The organism is Paraburkholderia azotifigens, assembly GCF_007995085.1.
Classification (GTDB): Bacteria; Pseudomonadota; Gammaproteobacteria; order Burkholderiales; family Burkholderiaceae; genus Paraburkholderia; species Paraburkholderia azotifigens.
Map to the genome: position 1 here is coordinate 2,935,048 of NZ_VOQS01000001.1, position 18,226 is coordinate 2,953,273.

Here is an 18,226-nt window from a genome sequence, read left to right on the forward strand (position 1 = left end):
CCTACCCACGCAGAAAAATCCCAATATGGGTCACCCCATCTCGACTTAGGGTTGCCGCTCTCGTCTAAGCTGACCACCCAATCCGCGGGCGGAGGCCAGCTAGGTGGCCGGTAACAACTATGCTTTGGTGCGATTGGACACTCAGTCAAGTTGAGGCCGAATTCAGAGACAACCACTGTCATAGCACTCCCTCTAGTGCGGCAAGCTCCGCTTCGAAGTCAGGGTGGTACCAACCTTCGGCAATACGCGCTCGCGCTTCTGTGACCCATTCCCGGCGCTCCTCGCTCGCTTCTTTAAACCAACTCAGTTTCTCCTGAATCCGGTCAACCGCCAGTTGTGCTGGAGGCGCGTCTTCGGCGAGCTTCCGCATATCAACCTTCGTGAGTTCGTAGAGCTTCATTTGACAAAAAGACGCAAGTGCCCAAACATAGTCAAACGAGTCGATGTCGCGATGGTCCACACACCATAAGCATCCGGATTTTCTCCCGCAGTTCGGTTTTGGGGCTTGTTTCGCAATCGATGCTTCTTCTTTCGGAGTGCCGGTGCATTCTCCAGGAGCAACCGACTCTTTCTTGGTCAAATGCGCGTCCATGACCACCCAAAATTTTGTGGATTCGGACATCGTGCGTTGTAGGCTTGGCTGATGATAGTTACGGAGCAGAGTCTTCTTGGTATGTTGACTCGTTTCAGCTGTAACATCTGGGTCGCCGGTTCTGCGTAACATCCAATTCACTCTTGTGTTTCGCAAAAGTCGAGGGCCGACAAAGGTGAGATTCAACTCGGCACAAATCGCGCGAATTCTTGCCATGTCGCAACTAGAGCCGGGCCGGCTTCCATATCGAATGAAAGGAAACAACAGAGTGGAATTAGGGAAAAGGGCTCGGCGCCATTCGAGAAATCGCTCGAAGTGAGATTTATATTCCTTGAATATCTCAAACAACACTGTGCGGCTCCCCCGGCCCTTATATTCGCTGACCTCATAGCTATCGTTGTGGCTTACGTAGGAAAAGCGTCGCAATGTTAGGCGGCAAGCTTGCGTCGCATTCATAGCAGTCTGTCCGATAAACATCATCAGCTCGGCTTCAATTCTTAGGTTCGCTAGGAATTCCCGGTTGCCGATACCCGGAACCGCATCACTATCGGTTGATATTCGTACAGGGCTGCCTGCAACGAACCACTTGCCGCTTCGCAATCTAATTTCAAAGGGCAGTTTTGCGCTGAGGACAGCGCTTTTAGGAAGGCTGTCGCATACATCTTGCAGCATGTGTCCCAGCTCAAATGTATCGTTAAGATTCTGTTTTTCCGCTTGAACACCGACCGCTGATTTTCGGCAGCTCTTCCATCTAAGGCGGGTCAGCTCAATTATTCCAGTGTGTCGTTGGAGTGCGCGGTCCAAAAGCGTTCCAGCGGTCGCTGCGTATTGGAAAGCTAGTCGGAGTCGCTCAAGCATCTTCGCTGTCCCAGTCGCGGCTTTTGAAGCCCGTGAACGCCTCGTTGAACGCCGCTGCGGCATTTTGCTTGGCGCGAGTCGTCTTCCTGAACTTGATATAGCGATAAGTCGTGGATTCGTTTTTGTGAAGCATGGCGTCTCGAACGATTCCTATTGCCTCGGCTGGACTGGCTCCACTCGAGAGTAAGACATCCAATAACCACGTACCGAAGACTGCCTACGCGCCCGCCTGTGAAGAATCCGGTGGAGAGCATGAGGTGCAGTTCCTCGGTCTCATGCTTAGCCGTGTGTGCGACAAGTTGATTCATATGGTCGGCATGAAGAGGGAGTAGTCCGTCTTCCAGCGTCAAGCCGATAGGATTTCGATTTGGGATGGAGAGGTCACTACTCAGCCGGACCGCGGTCCGCTTGAAGCCTGCCGTATCGTGATACGGCATAACCGCGAGACGGTCCTTCCACATTGGAGCGCTATTGCCGATTAGATTGTGCAAATCGGCAAAGCGATAGAACTGGATGACCGTGCTCATGCAATTCGACGCAGTACTGCTGGCAAGAGTCCCTTCATCGCGCTGTTCGATGAGGTGCTTTCGAAACTTCCGAAGCACCTGATGTTCGCGGCGTACAGGAAAGTGGCGCCAGTCCAGTTGCTCAGTTTCAGTGAAATCAGCGTATCGGCACAGGTGCTTCATCGTGCGCCTTACTGTCTCATCATCAACTGTGCCAGAGGCAGCTCTATCCAAGGCCCAAGCGTTCACCTCATCCCATCCGCTGTGGTTCTCCCAATAGATTTGCGGCAAGCGTTCGATAGGCGCCTTGTCCGTCTGTTTTGTCCAAACCAGCTCGCCGTTTTCGCTGAGCGAAGCCTCATAGAAGTCGTAATGGATGTAGTCGAGCCGCGCCATCGTCAACTCCGTACCCAGCGGTCGAGACAGTCCGCTGAACGCCTGCAAGTAGGGAGCATTGGTGAGCCGAATTCGCTCGCGGGAGCTGCGGCGGAGTGGGCGTGCGCGGACACCCGAGTCGGAGTCTGGCCGACCGAACGAGCGAACTCGGTCAAATCGACGGGTTTCGACTCGCGGCGCTTCGCGATTGGCCTGCTCGGTTCGAAATAGCGGGAAAGGGATGCCAGTAATCGGCGACGCCGACACGTTGGTCTGATAGGCAACGGACAAGCAGGATTCGGTATGTCCCTATTTGCGTTGTGTGGCCGCGCGCTCAACGGAGCAAGGCCAATTTTCAGCCCGTGAACCCAACCTTTCAGCTCGTAAGTCATCGCAACCTCGCTAACGTACCCTCTCATAAATAGGCGAGGTCGCCGGCCCTCTTCGGCCAGTTACGTTAGGCTGCGATTTCAGTCGTGGGCGTTGCGCCCAGAGCCCAATCTAGCAAAAGTATCGACGTCATTCAAGTGAAGCGCTCTCGGCGCCCGGCCGCCGCCTGGTGGCGGCGATGCAATCGTCAAGCATCCACCTGCAGGGGCTCGGAGCAGAGAGCCGCACCGCGGCCAGCAACTACTTGCGCTTCGCGGGATTGCCAGATATACGGTTGTGCAAGCGACGACCGAGGTCATTCGGACGGCATGAAACAGTGCGCAATCCGGACGATGCTTGACCAAGCTGGCTCCGCAAGCTCTCAACGGTCAGTCCAATGCATTAAAATCGCGCAACGCATACCGGGGAATGGCCAAAATGACAAGCGATGCGACGGTGAAGCCCGTCTTGAGATGGGCGGGCAGCAAGCGTCAGATACTTCCAAAGTTAACTGGCCTCGCGCCACAAGTGTCGGGCCGCTATATCGAGCCGTTCTGTGGCTCCGCCTGCCTTTTTCTTGCGCTCAATCCGTCTCGGGCTCTGCTCGGCGATGTGAACCCCCATCTGGTTGCGGCGTACAGCGCGCTGAAGGAAGCGCCAGACGCTGTCGCGTCTCGCTTAGGCGAATGGCAAGCCGATAAAGAAACCTACCTCCGCCTTCGCGCGTTGCCGACGGGTGCAGACGCGGCGTTTGATGCGGCCAAGTTTCTTTACCTGAACCGTTACTGCTTCAACGGGGTATACCGTGAAAATCGCCAGGGTCAGTTCAACGTTCCCTATGGCGGTTATCGCACCGGTCCACTGCCGGGTGTCAAGGAACTGCGTCAGTTCTCAGCGCGCTTGCAGAGCGCGGAACTGTACTGCGGTGATTTTGTGCATGCAGTCCGAGGCGCGGGCCGGAACGATTTCATCTATCTGGACCCCCCGTACTACTACGGCAGCGTACGAAACCGCGGCGAATACGGCTGGAACGCGTTCTCGGATGCCGATGTCGAGCGCTTGATTGAAGAGGTCCGGGCTGCGGACGAACGCGGCGTCAGAATTTTGATTTCCTATAACCAGGCGCATACGTTGCGAAAAGCACTGCCCGGTTGGTACCTGACGTACGCTCCCGTTCGAAGGAGTGTCGCGGGCTTCTCCAAGGGGCGGAAGTCGGTGCGTGAGTACCAGCTCCGGAACTACGAGTAGGTGCCGGCGGATGACCCAGGAGCACATTACTTTTGCGGTCTTAAGTGACCTGCACGCCGCGCCGAAAAGCAGCGACCCCAAGGGTACAGAAGTCAAGCTGTACTCTGACGGCGATAGTTTCAGCCTGCACGACAATCCTATGTCGTCTCTTTACGAACTCATCAAGCATGAGAGCCTGACAGCTGATTTTGTCGTCTGTCCTGGCGACATGACAAATCGCGCCGACGCCGGCGCGTTGAAGTTCGTGTGGGAGCAACTGCACGGGTTGAAAGAAAAGCTCAGTGCTCGGGAAGTGATTGCCACGGTAGGCAATCATGATGTGGATTCGCGAGTCCACATAGACGGGGCATTTCCCCGTGAGGCTCTGATGCGTTTGCTTCCGCGGTTTCCCATCGCTGACGATGCGCTCGCCGACCACTATTGGGCTCACGGTTATTTCCTGACGACCATTGGTCAAGTCCGCTTTCTGGTGCTGAACTCCTCGTGGCTGCATGAGCATCGCGACCAACTCGAGCACGGCGCAGTTACCGGCTATACCCTTGAGAAGTTACGCCGAGACCTGGCGTCGTCTGGTGCGGCAGAGTTCAACATCGCAGTGTGTCATCATCATCCACATGTGCACAGCGAACTCGACCTTGGTGGTGACATCATGTTCAACGGGCAAAAGCTGCTCGACGCTCTGTCAAGCAACGGGGCGTGGCTGGTGATTCATGGTCACAAACACCATCCAAAGATAGAGCTTGCTCAGGGCGAGTTCCAGCAACCCGTAGTGCTCGCATGTGGAAGCTTCTCGGGGCGACTCGAAGGCGCGAACGCCACCGTATCGCGAAACTACTTTCATTTGGTGCAGGTGGAACGGTTCGGCATTGACGCCGAATTGCGTGGGGTCGTCAACTCGTGGAATTGGATTCACGGGTACGGTTGGACCAACTACGGTACCGCGAATGCAACCTTCCCAAGTCGATTAGGATTTGGATTTGAAGGCAATTTACAGCAGCTGGCTCGGGACATTGTTGACGCGATGGGCTCTCAGCAACTGATGAAGTGGGACCAGATGCTGAAGCTGCAGCCTGATTTGGCACATCTCACGCCGCGTAAATTCAAGGCCCTTAGTAGCACCCTTGACGCCAAACACAACATCATCATTTCGTGCGATAGCACAGGTCTGCCGTTCGAATTCGGTGTGAGGGTAACATGACCAGAATAGAACGCATGTCGCTATCAATCAGTGCAGAAGCCTTCAATGCGAAATACCTCGGGCCGGCCGAGGTTGCCAACGGCTTCGTCTATTCAACACATTTCGAGAAGCTTGCCGGAGACTATCACGCGGTTCTAATTGGTCCGCGTGGTAGCGGCAAAACCACGCTGCTGAAAATGCTTCAGCCAAGCGCGCTTGGGGCTTGGACGGGCCAGAAGGCAGATGCCTTTAGAGCAGCGGTGAAGTACAGCGGCGTCTTTATTGCGTCAGACATCAGTTGGTCGAAGCAGCTTAACTCTCTCGGATACGGAAAGTTGAGCGGGCCGAATCATCGAACATTGGTGCTGGCGTGCTTCACTACGCACGTTATCCACGCTGTGCTGGAAACGATGGCCGCACGCGCGAACTCTGAGTATGCCTATCGCGCGGTCGCTCTTTCCAGTGGGCAAGAGGCGTCGTTAGCTCGTGAGTTGTCTGTCGCACTTAGAGTAAAACCTGAAATCCCTAGCCTGCTTGCTGTCCGGCAGGCACTGAGGAATCGGCTATCGGATATTCGCATCCTCGCGAATGCCTGTAGTCTGCTTGCGGACGAAGAATGCTCCTCGAAGCTAGCGTCTTTGGACTTTCTGCATCTCGACTTCCTCGACATTTGCTCGAATATCTGCGCGACGTTCAATGAGGTTGTGGGAGAAAGCGGGGCGCGATGGAGCCTACTGTTTGATGAGCTTGAGACAGCACCAGATTGGATAGTCGACCAGTTGTTCTCTGCACTTCGCACATCGGACCCACGGCTTTATCTGAAATTGGCAATCAGCCCCGTGTCAGGAACGGCATATCGAGCACTATTCAAGCAAGATGGCGCGTCGCTAGGACACGACTATCAACAAATACGTCTGTGGTACACGGACCGCGCGGAGTCGAAGACTTTTTGCAGGGCGCTATGGGCTTCGTTGACTCAAAGGCATGGGCTAAAAATCACGGCTGAGGAGGCATTGGGGCGGTCGGTATTCGAGCCCAAGGACAATCGTGGTGTGCGTCGTCGTAGTCCGTATAGCCCTGGAGAGCCTTGGCATAAGGTCTTTACATCTCTCGAAAGGAAGGACCGTTCGTTCGCTGGATTTCTGAAGCAGAAGAACATTGACTTATCTGCCGCTGAAATCATGTGGGCGAACAAAAGAGACAGTGTTCTTCGGAAAGCCGCACCTGTTGCAGCAGTTCGCGACTTCTTCTTGCACGAATCAAAAAAGGGGGATGTCGCGGCGCGGCAGCGCAAGACGTTGGAGCTCTACGCGGGCGCAGAGTCGATTTTCGCCGTCACTGAAGGCAATCCACGTTGGTTTATCGGCCTTACCTCGCCGCTCATAAACTTCCTTGTAAAAACGGGAGAACGCAAAGTTCCCAACTCGGAGCAGGCAAAAGAGATTGACGCTGCCGCTGACCGGCTCATTGCACTTCTAAAAACCATTCCTGTCGAGCACGCTGATAATCTCGATAACGACTTGCCGCTCGACACGCTCTTGGAGGAGATAGGCGCGCGGTTGCACGAGGAACTGGTAGATAGGAATTTTGGCATTGACCCAGCGCAAAGCTTCATAGTTGACGAAGGCGTGTCGGCGAGAACGCAGGCATTGCTGGCATCCGCGGTTAATCGCGGAGCAGTCATGCTCGTCGACGAATCATCTTCCAAAGCGATTGTCGGCGAGATGCTGAATGCGAACCTACGTTTGAGCTTCTTGCTTGCGGCGAAGTATGGTCTGCTTCTTCGGAAAGGAAAAACGGTGCGCCTCTCCAATCTCTTGCCGGCCCGCGACAGTCAGCCGAGGAGTCAGGAGAACAGGCCTTCGCAACTCTCGTTGGATATGGATTGATATGCTCAAGCTAACTTCGATTCGTAATGTCGAGAGCGTGCCTTCGGAAAACATTGACGTTTTCATCGCAGCCTGCGGATACGAGGGACGTGCAATCGCGGCGTCTAAAAAGTTTCATCAGGTAGCCCGAAGGAAGCTCGCCATCGGATTTGCATCCCAACGCGAGCTAGAATACAACGCGAACAAGGCATGGTTCGAGAGTGCGGGTTTCGACTTGGTTGAAGTCGATGACGACAAGTTTCGAGACACGCTCAACCAATACCTATCCCAGTGCTCTCCGGAACGTTGTGTATGGAACGTGGAAATCGATATTTCCTGCTTCAATCGGTTCCGTATGGCTCATCTCGTCGACGCGTTGCGTAAATTGCCAGCAACTGAGATAGCTGTAACGTTTCGCTACTCGATTGCTGAATTCACACCTCCCGCCATAGATTCAGCTCCTACCGTTACAGTGGCACCCGTGATACCGCAGTTTGCCGGATGGACAACTAGGCCTGACCGACCGCCGGCGGCTATCGTAGGACTCGGGTATGAGCCGAACAAGGCTATTGGGATAGTGGACCACTTGGAAATCAACAATGCGACGTGGGCCTATTATCCACTTGGTCCAATTCCAGAGTATTACCAAAGAGTTCTGGAGGCCAATCGCTCGCTGCTCGACATCATCCAGTCAGATGGAAGATGCCAGCCCTACGACCTGAACGAGCCCGCTCAGTTGTTCAGCGAGATTAACTCCCTTGTGGATATGTTGAAGCCGCACTTTAACGCTGTCTTAATTCCGTTTGGTCCGAAATTGTTTGCGCTCGTGACCCTATTGGTCGCGAGTGTTCACGATGACGTCGGCGTTTGGAGGGTGAGCAGCGGGTCCCTTGAGGAGCCTGTAAATCGCAAAGCATCAGGGCACGTTGTGTCCGTCTCAGTCAATTTCCGCACTAAAGATTAGCAGGCTATGCCTATCTCACAACAGAAGCTGATAAAGCTCGAAGTCGCTGAACTGAAGAACCTGAGGGACGTTGAACTGAGTTTCGGCGAGACATCCTTAACCGCTATCATGGGAGCCAATGGCTGCGGGAAGTCTACGGTTCTCCACGCATTGGCATGTTCGTATAGTCCGCCTGACGACAATTTCGACTTCAAGTTTCCGATGTTCTTCAAGCCCAGCACAGAGGCGCTGTGGGCGGGGAGTTCGTTCACCATTCACTATGAACAGCGAGACGGCGCGACGCTTCAGCAAAATCTCCAGCAAAGATTCAGCAAGGCAGCTGACCGTTGGGCACCTCGTTACGACAAACGTCCCATACGGCACGTAAGGATGGTCACCATCCGTGAATCAGTCCCTGAGGTGGAAGCGCTTGGCATCAACGCTATGGTTCACTACCAGCGTAGTGCATTTCCAGGCGAAGTCCATAATCAAGTGCGTGATGTAGCGGGACAAGTGCTGAACAGGCAGTATGCTGAGTATCACCAAGTCCAGTACCGACAGGGTGGTCGCTCATCAATCGCCGTGACGAATGGAGCCCTCCGTTATGCTGCCATTTCGATGAGTGCGGGTGAACAGCGCGTGTTTCGGATACTTGACGCTGTTTTCAGTGCGCCGAATCATTCGTTGATTTTGATAGACGAGATTGACCTATTTCTTCACCAAGATGCTCTCAAAAAGCTTCTGGACGCGCTGAGAGTGCATTGTGATGCCAAGCATAAGCAACTTGTCTTCACCACGCACTTTCCGCCGATAGCGGATATGTACGAAACGATTGCAGTGAAGACAATTCACCGGGTCGAGGAACGGACGTTGGTTTGGCAGGGCCATTCGTATGACGCACTGCGGCTAATTACCGGGCAACTCGAGCGTCCGCTTAGGGTTTTTGTCGAGGACGACGTAGCTGAGGCAATTGTCAAGGAGGTGGCACGTGCGTTGAGGCTGCAACCGTATGTCCACGTTGGTTGGTACGGACCCAGCGAGAACGCATTTGCACTCGGTGCTGGTATGGTTCTCGCGAATGCTCCATTAGAGAGAGTGTTAATCGTATTGGACGGAGATGTAAACGCATCACCTGACGAGATACGTCGCAAGATTGAACGTCATCTCTCGGGGAACGAGCCCAGACGCGCTGGAGAAAGAGATGCACTCTTTCAGAAGATTGTTCCGTTGGTAGCCGATGGCGGGACATCGCCTGAACAAATGTTGAACCGTATGCTTCGGGCCGTCCAACAGGGTCAAGTGCCAGAAGGTGACAGGCCGCTATTGGCCTTTGCCCATGAAATCATCAATGTCCCTGAGCGTCATGGCTATGTCAACCAAGTCGTGGAGGCGAGCGGAGAGCCTCGCGTCTATGCTTTGCGCAAACTGGTTGAGATAGCCACACATAACGTTGGCTGGGAAGAATATACGCGCCCGGTTCGAGAGTGGCTCCAGGCGCAAGCGAACGAGCTTAGACTGGGCAACGCGGCCTAGCGTAGTCCGTCAGAGCAAGATTTGCTGGTCGCTGTCGTCGGGGTCCGACTTTGGATTTCGAGGTGGCAACGGGGCCGGCAAGGACGGCGGGCCACGTCGCTCCTACGTCATGCTGTACCACTCGGTTCCGGGCGGAGCAGCGAAGAGGGGGGCGATAGCGAGTAATCGTCATCTGGCCGGGTCGACGACGTCAAACACGCGCCGGCCCATTCGAAATGTCACGCGGCTCAGGCGTGTTCTTTCCGTGTCTCTGTGACGACTAATGGGCGGGACCGCTCTCGTACGACGCCGGGCAGCGGCGCTTCCCGGTTTCGATAAATACGCCGGTATCCGAAGGTATCAGCGCGACTCTGAGCACGGCGGACGAAGAGTCCTGCGCGGAAGCCGCTGGGCAGACCATGCAGGACAGGGGTGTACGTTGCCTGCGCGGAGAGGTGCAGTCGTCGATGCGTCTTGAATATTCTGCGGGAGCAGATGGGGCGTAAACGACGTCGGCTCGCCCAGGCTATTAGAATGATGAAAATGCCCTGTTCTCTTTAAAATTCAAGGGTTGCAGCACCACAAGAGGTTTTGCGTGCGACGCGGGGGAATTAGTCGGGTCGCGAATCAGGTTGGTGCTGCGTGTGGCGGTGAACACAAAAACGTATCGACTCCGGAATTCCAAACAATATGCTTCCCTTCGCGCCTGGCTCGCGTGCCGTCATCCGTGATGAAGAATGGCTCATTCGCCGTGTTGACCCCACTGCCGATGGCGGCTGGCTACTAAGCTGCGACGGTGTTTCAGAGCTGGTCCGAGGACAGTCGGCCCTGTTTCTGACCAAACTGGAAGATGCAATCGAGATTCTTGACCCAGCCGAGACAGAGCTGGTACCCGACACAAGCCCCACGTATAACGCGACGGTCCTTTACCTCGAAAGCCTGCGCCGACGTGGCGTGGCGAACGACGCTCGCATCCATCTCGGTCACCGAGGCGTGATGAACGTTGTACCGTACCAACTCGACCCTGCGCTGCAGGGACTGCATCAACCGCGTTCGCGCATCCTGATTGCCGACGCGGTGGGTCTTGGTAAGACGCTAGAAGCGGGAATTCTTACCACTGAGTTGATTCAGCGCGGGCGCGGCAAGCGCATTCTCGTTGTCACGCAGAAGGCGATGCTCACGCAATTCCAGAAGGAATGGTGGAGTCGCTTCACAATTCCGCTGGTCCGTCTCGATTCCGTGGGGCTTGCGCGAGTGCGCAACCGAATTCCGACGAACCATAACCCGTTCAACTACTTCGACCGCAGCATCATCTCCATCGATACGCTTAAAAGCAATCTCGAGTATCGCAATTATCTCGAGAACGCTTGGTGGGACATTATCGTCATCGACGAATGCCATAACGTCGCTGCGCGGGCGGGCGAAGGCGGTCTGTCTCGTCGTGCGCGCCTGGCGCGGCTGCTGTCCAGCCGTTCGGACACGCTCGTCTTGCTGTCTGCGACGCCTCACGATGGCTCCGCGCGCAGCTTCGCGTCGCTGATGAGCTTGCTGGACCCGACTGCCATTCCTGACCCGGACAACTACACGCCGGCTGATTTCCGCAGCAAGGGCCTGGTTATCCGGCGGTTCAAGAAGGACATCAAGGACCAGGTGCAGTCGGATTTCCAGGAGCGCAACACGCTTTGCTTGCGGCAGGATGCCAGTGCTGAGGAGGAGGCGGCGTACCGTGCGCTGCTCGAAGTGCCTTTCACGCAGGGCGGCCAGAGGAATGACGCTCGCCAGCAGGAGCTACAGCGTGTGGGCATGCAGAAGGCGCTGTTTTCGAGTCCGGCCGCCGCCCTCAAGTCGACCAACAGGCGCATCGCGTTGTTGCAGAACAAGTCCGGTCCTACACCTGAAGAACTGCGCGAGGTGGAGGGTCTTGAAGTCCTGGCTGATGCACTCAAGGTGCTCGTTAATGACTCCACTGCGCGTAGCTTCAGCAAGTACCAGCGACTGCTCGAACAGTTTCGTTCAGGTGAGTTCGGCTGGCAGCCGCACAACGCAGATGACCGTCTGGTCATCTTCTCCGAGCGTATTGAAACGCTTGATTGGCTCCAAAGCCAGCTCACCGTCGACCTCAAGCTTAAGTCGAATCAGCTGGCCGTATTACATGGCGGCATGCCTGACACCGACCAGCAGGCGCTGGTCGAGCGCTTTGGTCGCAAAGAGGACTCGCTGCGTGTGTTGCTGTGTTCTGACGTCGCGAGCGAAGGTCTGAACCTGCACTACTTCTGCCATCGCCTCGTGCACTTCGACCTGCCCTGGTCGCTGATGGTGTTCCAGCAGCGCAATGGTCGTGTGGACCGGTACGGGCAAAAGCATGAGCCGAACATCCTCTATCTGTTTACCGAATCGGCAAACGAAAAGATTCGTGGAGACCTGCACATCCTCGAAATTCTGCAGGCCAAGGATGAACAGGCGTACCAGAACCTCGGTGACCCGTCAGCGTTTCTCAACGTGTTCGACCCGGACAAGGAGGAGGCAAAGGTCGCCGATTTCATGGCAGACGGAATGCAACCGGCGGAAGTTGAGGCCCAGCTCGACCAGAATGCCGCGAACGACAGTACCGACGAAGACGGTGGTGATTGGTTGATGCAGCTCTTTGGCGGTGGCACGGACAACGCGGATGGTCACATGGACGACCCAACTGCTACACCAGTCGGTAGCAGTCTCGAACAGATTGACGAACGTACATCGCTGTTTCAGAGTGACCACCACTACGCGAAGACCGCGCTCACGCAGCTCAATCAGGGCCAGACGCTGTGCGACTGGGCCTCGGACGACGAGGAACAGGTCATCACGTTGACCGCTCCGCGCGACCTGCAGGAGCGCCTGCGTCAGCTCCCTCGCGAAGTGCAGGCCGACAACGACCACTACACACTGTGCGCCAGTCCGAAGCGGATGATGGACGCGATTGAAATTGCCCGTCAGGCGCGCTCCGAAGAAGAAACGTGGCCACAGCAGCACTACCTTTGGCCGCAGCATCCCATTATGGAGTGGCTTGGTGACCGGGTGCTCACCCACTTCGGTCGTCACAAGGCGCCGCTACTGCAAAGCCACAAGCTCGCTCCCGATGAACAGGCGTTCATACTGATGAGCCTGATTCCGAACCGCAAAGGCCAGCCGTTGCTGGTCGAATGGCAGGTCGTATGTAGCAAGGGCGACGGCGCGTTCGCGCTGGAATCGTTCGACGCTTTCATCGAACGCTCGGGTATCCGCGCAGGTGGTCTGCCAAACCGCGGCGAAACGCAGGCGCTTCAGGCGCCGATGCAGCAAGCGCTGCCGCTCGCAGTGAAATTCATGCACGAGTTCATGGTGGAACGCCAGGAGACCTTCTCCGCCGACATGCAGGCAAGGCTGAAGGACACTCTTGCCGAACTCGAGCGCCTGCAGGGACGCCAGATGAAACAGCTTGCGCTGAACCTTGAAAAGCAGCTCGAAACCGTCAAGCAAGGACGCTTCGAGCGACGCAGCCAGCAAATCCACAAAGTATTTGATGAATACCGCCGCTGGGTAGAAGACACCCTAACCACCGAGCCACGGCCTTGGATTCAGGTACTGGCCGGTGTGTGCCATCCTCAAGCCGCCGGAGCCTGACCATGCCCGTTCTCGACGCCGTACAGACCTTTGCTGGCATCAGCAACGAAAACGAGTTCTACAGCCACACGTACCTGACCGCGGTCTTCAAGGACGACATCAGGGAGCGTCTGGCCGAATGGGATGCCGAGGAAGCACAGCACCCTGGTGATGATACGCACCGCGCGCCGTACAAGCGCCTGCAGGGCTGGGCGCAACGCTGGTTTGCGCTACGCGGCCAGGTTACACGTGGCCGCGATGAACATGAGCGCTGGCAGCTCTTCATGCAGCTGCAGACCGGTCTGTTGCAGGCACTTGGCTATCGTCAGCCGCCGCTCACGCTAACGCTGCACGAGTTCGTCGCCGGGCTACCAGTGCCAGTCTGGGACGTGCAGGGTACGCGTCTCGCCATCATTCCGGCATACCATCCCGGCGCCGAAGACGACGACCTCCTCGACCACCAGCTCACTACGTTCCACTATGGAGGCGAGCCATTGCACGCCGAGTTGCGCGGTGAGACATGGGCGACGATGCTGTCCGACGCCGTGTTCGGCGCTGACAACCCTCCCCGCTATGTGCTGCTGGTCGGTCTCGATGAGTGGCTGCTGCTCGACCGCTACAAGTGGCCGAATAACCGCGCACTGCGATTCAACTGGGCCGACATACTCGACCGCAAGGACGCGGACACGCTCAAGGCATGCGCGGCGCTGCTGCATCAGGATTGCCTCGCCCCCGGCGAGGGGAGTAGTTTGCTTGAGAGCCTAGATAGCAACGCACACAAGCATGCGTTTGGCGTTAGCGAGGACCTTAAATACGCACTGCGCGAAGCCATCGAAATCCTCGGTAACGAGGCCGCGCGCCAGCTCGATGAACTCGCCACGGGCAGCAAGAAGAGCCTCTACTCCGGTGCCTACAAGCTTGATGCCGGCGCACTGAGCCTCGAATGCGTGCGTCTCGTGTACCGGCTGCTCTTCATGTTTTACATCGAAGCGCGTCCAGAACTGGGCTACGTGCCAATCCAGAAGAGCGAGGTCTACCTCAAGGGCTACAGCCTCGAAAGCCTGCGCGACCTGGAGATGCAGCCGCTCATCACCCAGCACTCGCGCGAGGGCCGATACTTCGACATGACGCTGCGCCGCCTGTTCAGGCTGGTCGCCCATGGCTGCGGCATGGAGAGCCAGCATCATTTGCACGAGGTAGCTCAAGGTGCGATGGACGTCTTTGCTTTGGCACCGCTCGATAGTCGCTTGTTCGACGATAGCACCATGCCCTTGCTCGATAAGGTGCATTTCTCGAACGACGTATGGCAGCGCGTCATCCGCCTGCTGTCGCTCAGCAAGGCTCAGGGAAAGGGGCGTCGCCTTGGCCGCGTGAGCTATCAGATGCTCTCCATCAACCAGCTCGGCGCGGTTTATGAGGCGCTGCTCAGCTACCGTGGCTTTTTCGCCGAAGAAGACCTGTACGAAGTCAAACCCGCGCCAAAGAAAGCGAGTGCGGCGAGCAACAGTGACGACGAGGACAGTGGCGATGGCGACGATGGCGACGACATTGCTACCGGCCGCCGCGCGCCCACCAGTGATTCCGGCGCCGACAAGCTCGAAAATGCTTGGTTTGTGCCCCGCAGCCGTATCGATGACTATCGCGACGACGAAAAGGTCTATGACGTCGACGAGAACGGCCGTCGCAAGCTGCGCATGTATCCGAAGGGCTCGTTCATTTACCGCCTGGCGGGCCGTGACCGGCAGAAGAGCGCGAGCTACTACACGCCCCAGGTACTCACGCAGTGTCTCGTGAAATATGCGCTCAAGGAGCTGCTGGTCAGCGAGCGCCTGAAATGTGCCGACGATATTTTGACGCTCACAATATGTGAGCCTGCAATGGGCAGCGCGGCGTTCCTGAACGAAGCGGTCAACCAGTTGGCGGAAGCTTACCTGGAGCGTAAGCAGGCTGAACTCAAGCAACGTATCCCGCACGACGTGTACTCGCAGGAACTGCAGAAGGTGCGCATGTACTTGGCCGACCGCAACGCTTTCGGTGTGGACCTGAATCCCATCGCGGTGGAACTGGCCGAGGTGTCCATCTGGCTGAACGCCATCTATGGTGGTCAGGACGAGCAAGGCAGGCCATTGCCAGCACGTGTACCCTGGTTCGGTTATCAGCTCTTTACCGGCAACAGCCTTATCGGCGCGCGTCATCAGGTGTTCAGCCCCACCGCGTTGTTCAAGGGCGCTAAGCCTGCATGGCACGAAGAGCCGCCACGTCGAGTGACTGCGGCGGCGCCGCGCCAGCCGGATGAAATTTGGCACTTCCTGCTGCCTGACCCCGGCATGGCGAACTATACGGACAAGGAGGCGAAGAAACTCTACGCGGAAGACTTTAAGCGCCTTCAGGTCTGGCGGAAAGCCTTCAACGCGCCGCTTGCCGACTTCGAGATTGCACGCCTCCAGCAGCTCAGTGCACGGGTGGATGAACTGTGGGCGGAGCATACCGAAGCGCTTGCGCGTGACCGCAGTCGTACGGAAGACGCGTTGGCGGTATGGCCGCACAAGGAGCGGGAAAAGGGTACGGGCACTGGCAATATCAGTCGGGCCGAAAAGGACGCCATCTGCCGCGAGGGTCTGCTGAACGAAGACGGGGACCTTGCTACTCCGTTCCGGCGCCTGAAGTTGGTAATGGACTGCTGGTGCGCGCTGTGGTTCTGGCCTATTACCGAATCCGAGCAATTGCCAAGTCGCGAACAGTGGTGGATGGAGATTGGTGCCATCCTCGAAGGCAACGTAGTGGACGTGCTCCCGCAACTTGGCCTAGACCTCCTGTCGCCCGCCGAGCAAGAGCAGCCGCAAGCGCTACTACCGGAAATTCAGGGCAGCCTTATTGGTTTCGAGACCCAGTTGCCACTGACCACGTTCGCGGCGCAGCCGAACTTGCATGACAAATTTGGACAGTTGCGTATCAGCAAGCTGCGCCAGCACTTCCCGCGTGTGGCAATGGTCGAAACCATTGCAGACGCGCGTCGCTTCATGCATTGGGAGCTGTGTTTTGCTGATGTGCTGCTGCGTAACGGAGGCTTTGACTTGATTCTCGGTAATCCACCGTGGATTAGGGTGGAGTGGAACGAGGCTGGCATCCTGGGCGAGCGCAATCCAAAATTCGCAATTCGCAAAATCAGTGCGAGCGACTTGGTCAAGCTACGAGCGGAGGCCTTTAAGGAGTTTTCGGGGTTACAGGACGCATGGGTCGATGAATTGCAGGAAGCGGCAGGTATGCAGAATTTCCTCAATGCGGTGCAGAACTACCCGTTGCTCCAAGGCATGAAGGTCAATCTATATAAATGCTTTATGCCGCTAACGTGGAATTTGAGCGGGACTCAAGGCGTAACTGCCTTGTTGCATCCGGAAGGTCCATACGACGACACCGAAGGTGGCGCACTGCGCGACGCCCTATATCGGCGATTGCGGTTTCATTTTCAGTTTCAGAATCAGAAGATGTTGTTCCCAATTGCTCATAGGGAAAAATACAGCGTCAACATTTATGGGCCACCGTTACCACACCCGTCTTTTGACACCATTGCTAACCTTTTTGTACCAAGCACCGTAGATGCCTGTTACCAGCATGATGGTATGGGATTGCCGGGAGGTATTAAGAACGAAAAAGGGCAATGGAACACAGCCGGGCACCGCGACCGCGTTGTTCGCGTCGACGAGCAGGCATTGGAAGTGTTCGCTCGACTTTATGACGAGCCTGGCACGCCGGCCGACCGCGCCAGGTTACCGTCGTTGCACGCCTCAAGTCTCAACTCGGTCCTCCTGAAGCTCGCTTCCGTCAAGTGCCGACTTTCCGACTTGTCCGGGGTATCAATAGTGAACGAGATGTGGAATGAGACTCGCCAGCAGACTGACGGAACAATTATCCGTCGATTGGCGACTGATGCTGCGTTTCCCAAGTTATCCGATGACTGGATTCTCTCGGGGCCCCACTTCTTCTTGGCCAACCCTTTCAACAAGACTCCGCGGAAGGTATGTACCGAGAAAGGTCACTACGACGTTATCGACCTCGAAGCTTTGCCGAGTGATTACCTCCCTAGAACGAATTTCTGGCCGAAATCGGACAGGAATTTGTACTTCCTCGGAGTCCCCCGCGTTGGATGGTCGGAAGTCACCAGCGGTGTGAAGGGGGCGTCCACCGACTATTTCAGGCACGTACATAGACGGGCAATTGGAAGCTCGTCCGAGCGGAGTGCTATTTGTGCGCTGGTGCCGCCCGGGGTAGGACACATCGACAGCTGCATATCCATTATCTTTCGGGACTATCGAGACTTGACCGCGTTTTCTGGTGCAATGGCATCGCTGCCAGTGGACTTCCTTGTTAAAAGCACTGGAAAGGGTGACATGCGCGGAGAACTGGTAGGTAAATTGCCCTTCCTAGGCTGGACTCCAGAAGTTGCTTCTCGTTATTTGGTTCTGAATTGCGTTACGAACCATTATGTACCGCTATGGGAGCAGACGTACGACATAACGTTCTCTGAGCAACGATGGAGCGACCTGGATAATCCGCGCTTACCGCAAAACCATTGGACTGCTCTAGCAAGCACTTGGACGCGCGACTGTGCGCTGCGCAGTGACTACGCCCGCCGCATGGCGCTGGTCGAAATCGACGTGTTGGTTGCGCAGGCGCTGAGCCTCACGCTCGATGAACTTTTGCTTATCTACCGCGTGCAATTCCCCGTGATGCAAGGCTACGAGCGCGACACATGGTACGACATCAACGGCCGTATTGCCTTTACCAACAGCAAGGGTCTTTCTGGCGTCGGCCTGCCCCGCAAGGGTACCCGCAGCACGCCGAAGACACGTATCGTGACGCCTGACGGCGAGTCGCGCGAAGGCAACTTCGGCTGGGAAGACCTCTGGACCAATGCTGATGCGGAGGCAGGTGAGAGCGAGGACGTCGCCAAGGCCGGTGGCAATCCGAAGGTTCCTGACGGAACTGTCATTACGCAATGGGTCACTGATGACACGCTTCCAGGCGGCCCGCGCATCGTACCGCGCACCTATGTAGCGCCCTTCGCCCGAGCCAATCGCGAAGATGACTATCGCACCGCATGGGTGGCGTTTGCGCCGTCGGTTGATAGATGAACCTGATTAGACGTATCGGCTCAAACTA

General features: G+C 56.4%; 9 protein-coding genes. 7 read left to right on the top strand and 2 right to left on the bottom strand.

The window, feature by feature from the left end; all coding sequences use genetic code 11:
* Positions 1-178: 178 nt before the first annotated feature.
* Complete coding sequence (locus FRZ40_RS13185) at positions 179-1,396, bottom strand: site-specific integrase (protein WP_147234329.1); 1,218 nt, start codon at positions 1,394-1,396, stop codon at positions 179-181.
* Between the two features lie 32 nt (positions 1,397-1,428).
* Positions 1,429-2,352: a hypothetical protein gene (locus tag FRZ40_RS13190; RefSeq protein WP_240057142.1), complete on the bottom strand. Its 924-nt coding sequence runs from the start codon at positions 2,350-2,352 to the stop codon at positions 1,429-1,431.
* A gap of 705 nt (positions 2,353-3,057) precedes the next feature.
* Between FRZ40_RS13190 and FRZ40_RS13195 the strand changes: the two genes are divergently transcribed.
* From FRZ40_RS13195 to FRZ40_RS13225, 7 genes are all read left to right on the top strand, one after another.
* Positions 3,058-3,948 (top strand): DNA adenine methylase, encoded by an 891-nt coding sequence (locus tag FRZ40_RS13195; protein ID WP_147234330.1) that lies wholly within the window; start codon positions 3,058-3,060, stop codon positions 3,946-3,948.
* Between the two features lie 10 nt (positions 3,949-3,958).
* On the top strand, positions 3,959-5,146 hold the full coding sequence (locus FRZ40_RS13200) for a metallophosphoesterase family protein (RefSeq protein WP_147234331.1): 1,188 nt from the start codon (positions 3,959-3,961) through the stop codon (positions 5,144-5,146).
* Positions 5,143-7,014: an ORC-CDC6 family AAA ATPase gene (locus tag FRZ40_RS13205; protein ID WP_147234332.1), complete on the top strand. Its 1,872-nt coding sequence runs from the start codon at positions 5,143-5,145 to the stop codon at positions 7,012-7,014. The genes FRZ40_RS13200 and FRZ40_RS13205 overlap by 4 nt, the downstream gene beginning before the upstream one ends.
* Before the next feature lies 1 nt (position 7,015).
* On the top strand, positions 7,016-7,957 hold the full coding sequence (locus FRZ40_RS13210) for a hypothetical protein (RefSeq protein ID WP_147234333.1): 942 nt from the start codon (positions 7,016-7,018) through the stop codon (positions 7,955-7,957).
* Positions 7,958-7,963: 6 nt separating this feature from the next.
* Positions 7,964-9,469 carry an AAA family ATPase gene (locus FRZ40_RS13215; RefSeq protein ID WP_147234334.1) on the top strand — a complete coding sequence of 502 codons (1,506 nt, stop codon included), beginning with the start codon at positions 7,964-7,966 and terminating at the stop codon, positions 9,467-9,469.
* Between the two features lie 669 nt (positions 9,470-10,138).
* Positions 10,139-13,087 carry a DEAD/DEAH box helicase gene (locus FRZ40_RS13220; protein WP_147234335.1) on the top strand — a complete coding sequence of 983 codons (2,949 nt, stop codon included), beginning with the start codon at positions 10,139-10,141 and terminating at the stop codon, positions 13,085-13,087.
* Positions 13,088-13,089: 2 nt separating this feature from the next.
* Positions 13,090-18,198 carry a DNA methyltransferase family protein gene (locus FRZ40_RS13225; protein WP_147234336.1) on the top strand — a complete coding sequence of 1,703 codons (5,109 nt, stop codon included), beginning with the start codon at positions 13,090-13,092 and terminating at the stop codon, positions 18,196-18,198.
* The last annotated feature ends 28 nt before the right edge of the window (positions 18,199-18,226 follow it).

Coding starts and splice junctions, on each gene's coding strand:
- FRZ40_RS13190 (WP_240057142.1), bottom strand. CDS start 2,352: ATGGCGCGGCTCGACTACATCCATTACGACTTCTATGAGGCTTCGCTC.
- FRZ40_RS13200 (WP_147234331.1), top strand. CDS start 3,959: ATGACCCAGGAGCACATTACTTTTGCGGTCTTAAGTGACCTGCACGCC.
- FRZ40_RS13205 (WP_147234332.1), top strand. CDS start 5,143: ATGACCAGAATAGAACGCATGTCGCTATCAATCAGTGCAGAAGCCTTC.
- FRZ40_RS13210 (WP_147234333.1), top strand. CDS start 7,016: ATGCTCAAGCTAACTTCGATTCGTAATGTCGAGAGCGTGCCTTCGGAA.
- FRZ40_RS13215 (WP_147234334.1), top strand. CDS start 7,964: ATGCCTATCTCACAACAGAAGCTGATAAAGCTCGAAGTCGCTGAACTG.
- FRZ40_RS13220 (WP_147234335.1), top strand. CDS start 10,139: ATGCTTCCCTTCGCGCCTGGCTCGCGTGCCGTCATCCGTGATGAAGAA.
- FRZ40_RS13225 (WP_147234336.1), top strand. CDS start 13,090: ATGCCCGTTCTCGACGCCGTACAGACCTTTGCTGGCATCAGCAACGAA.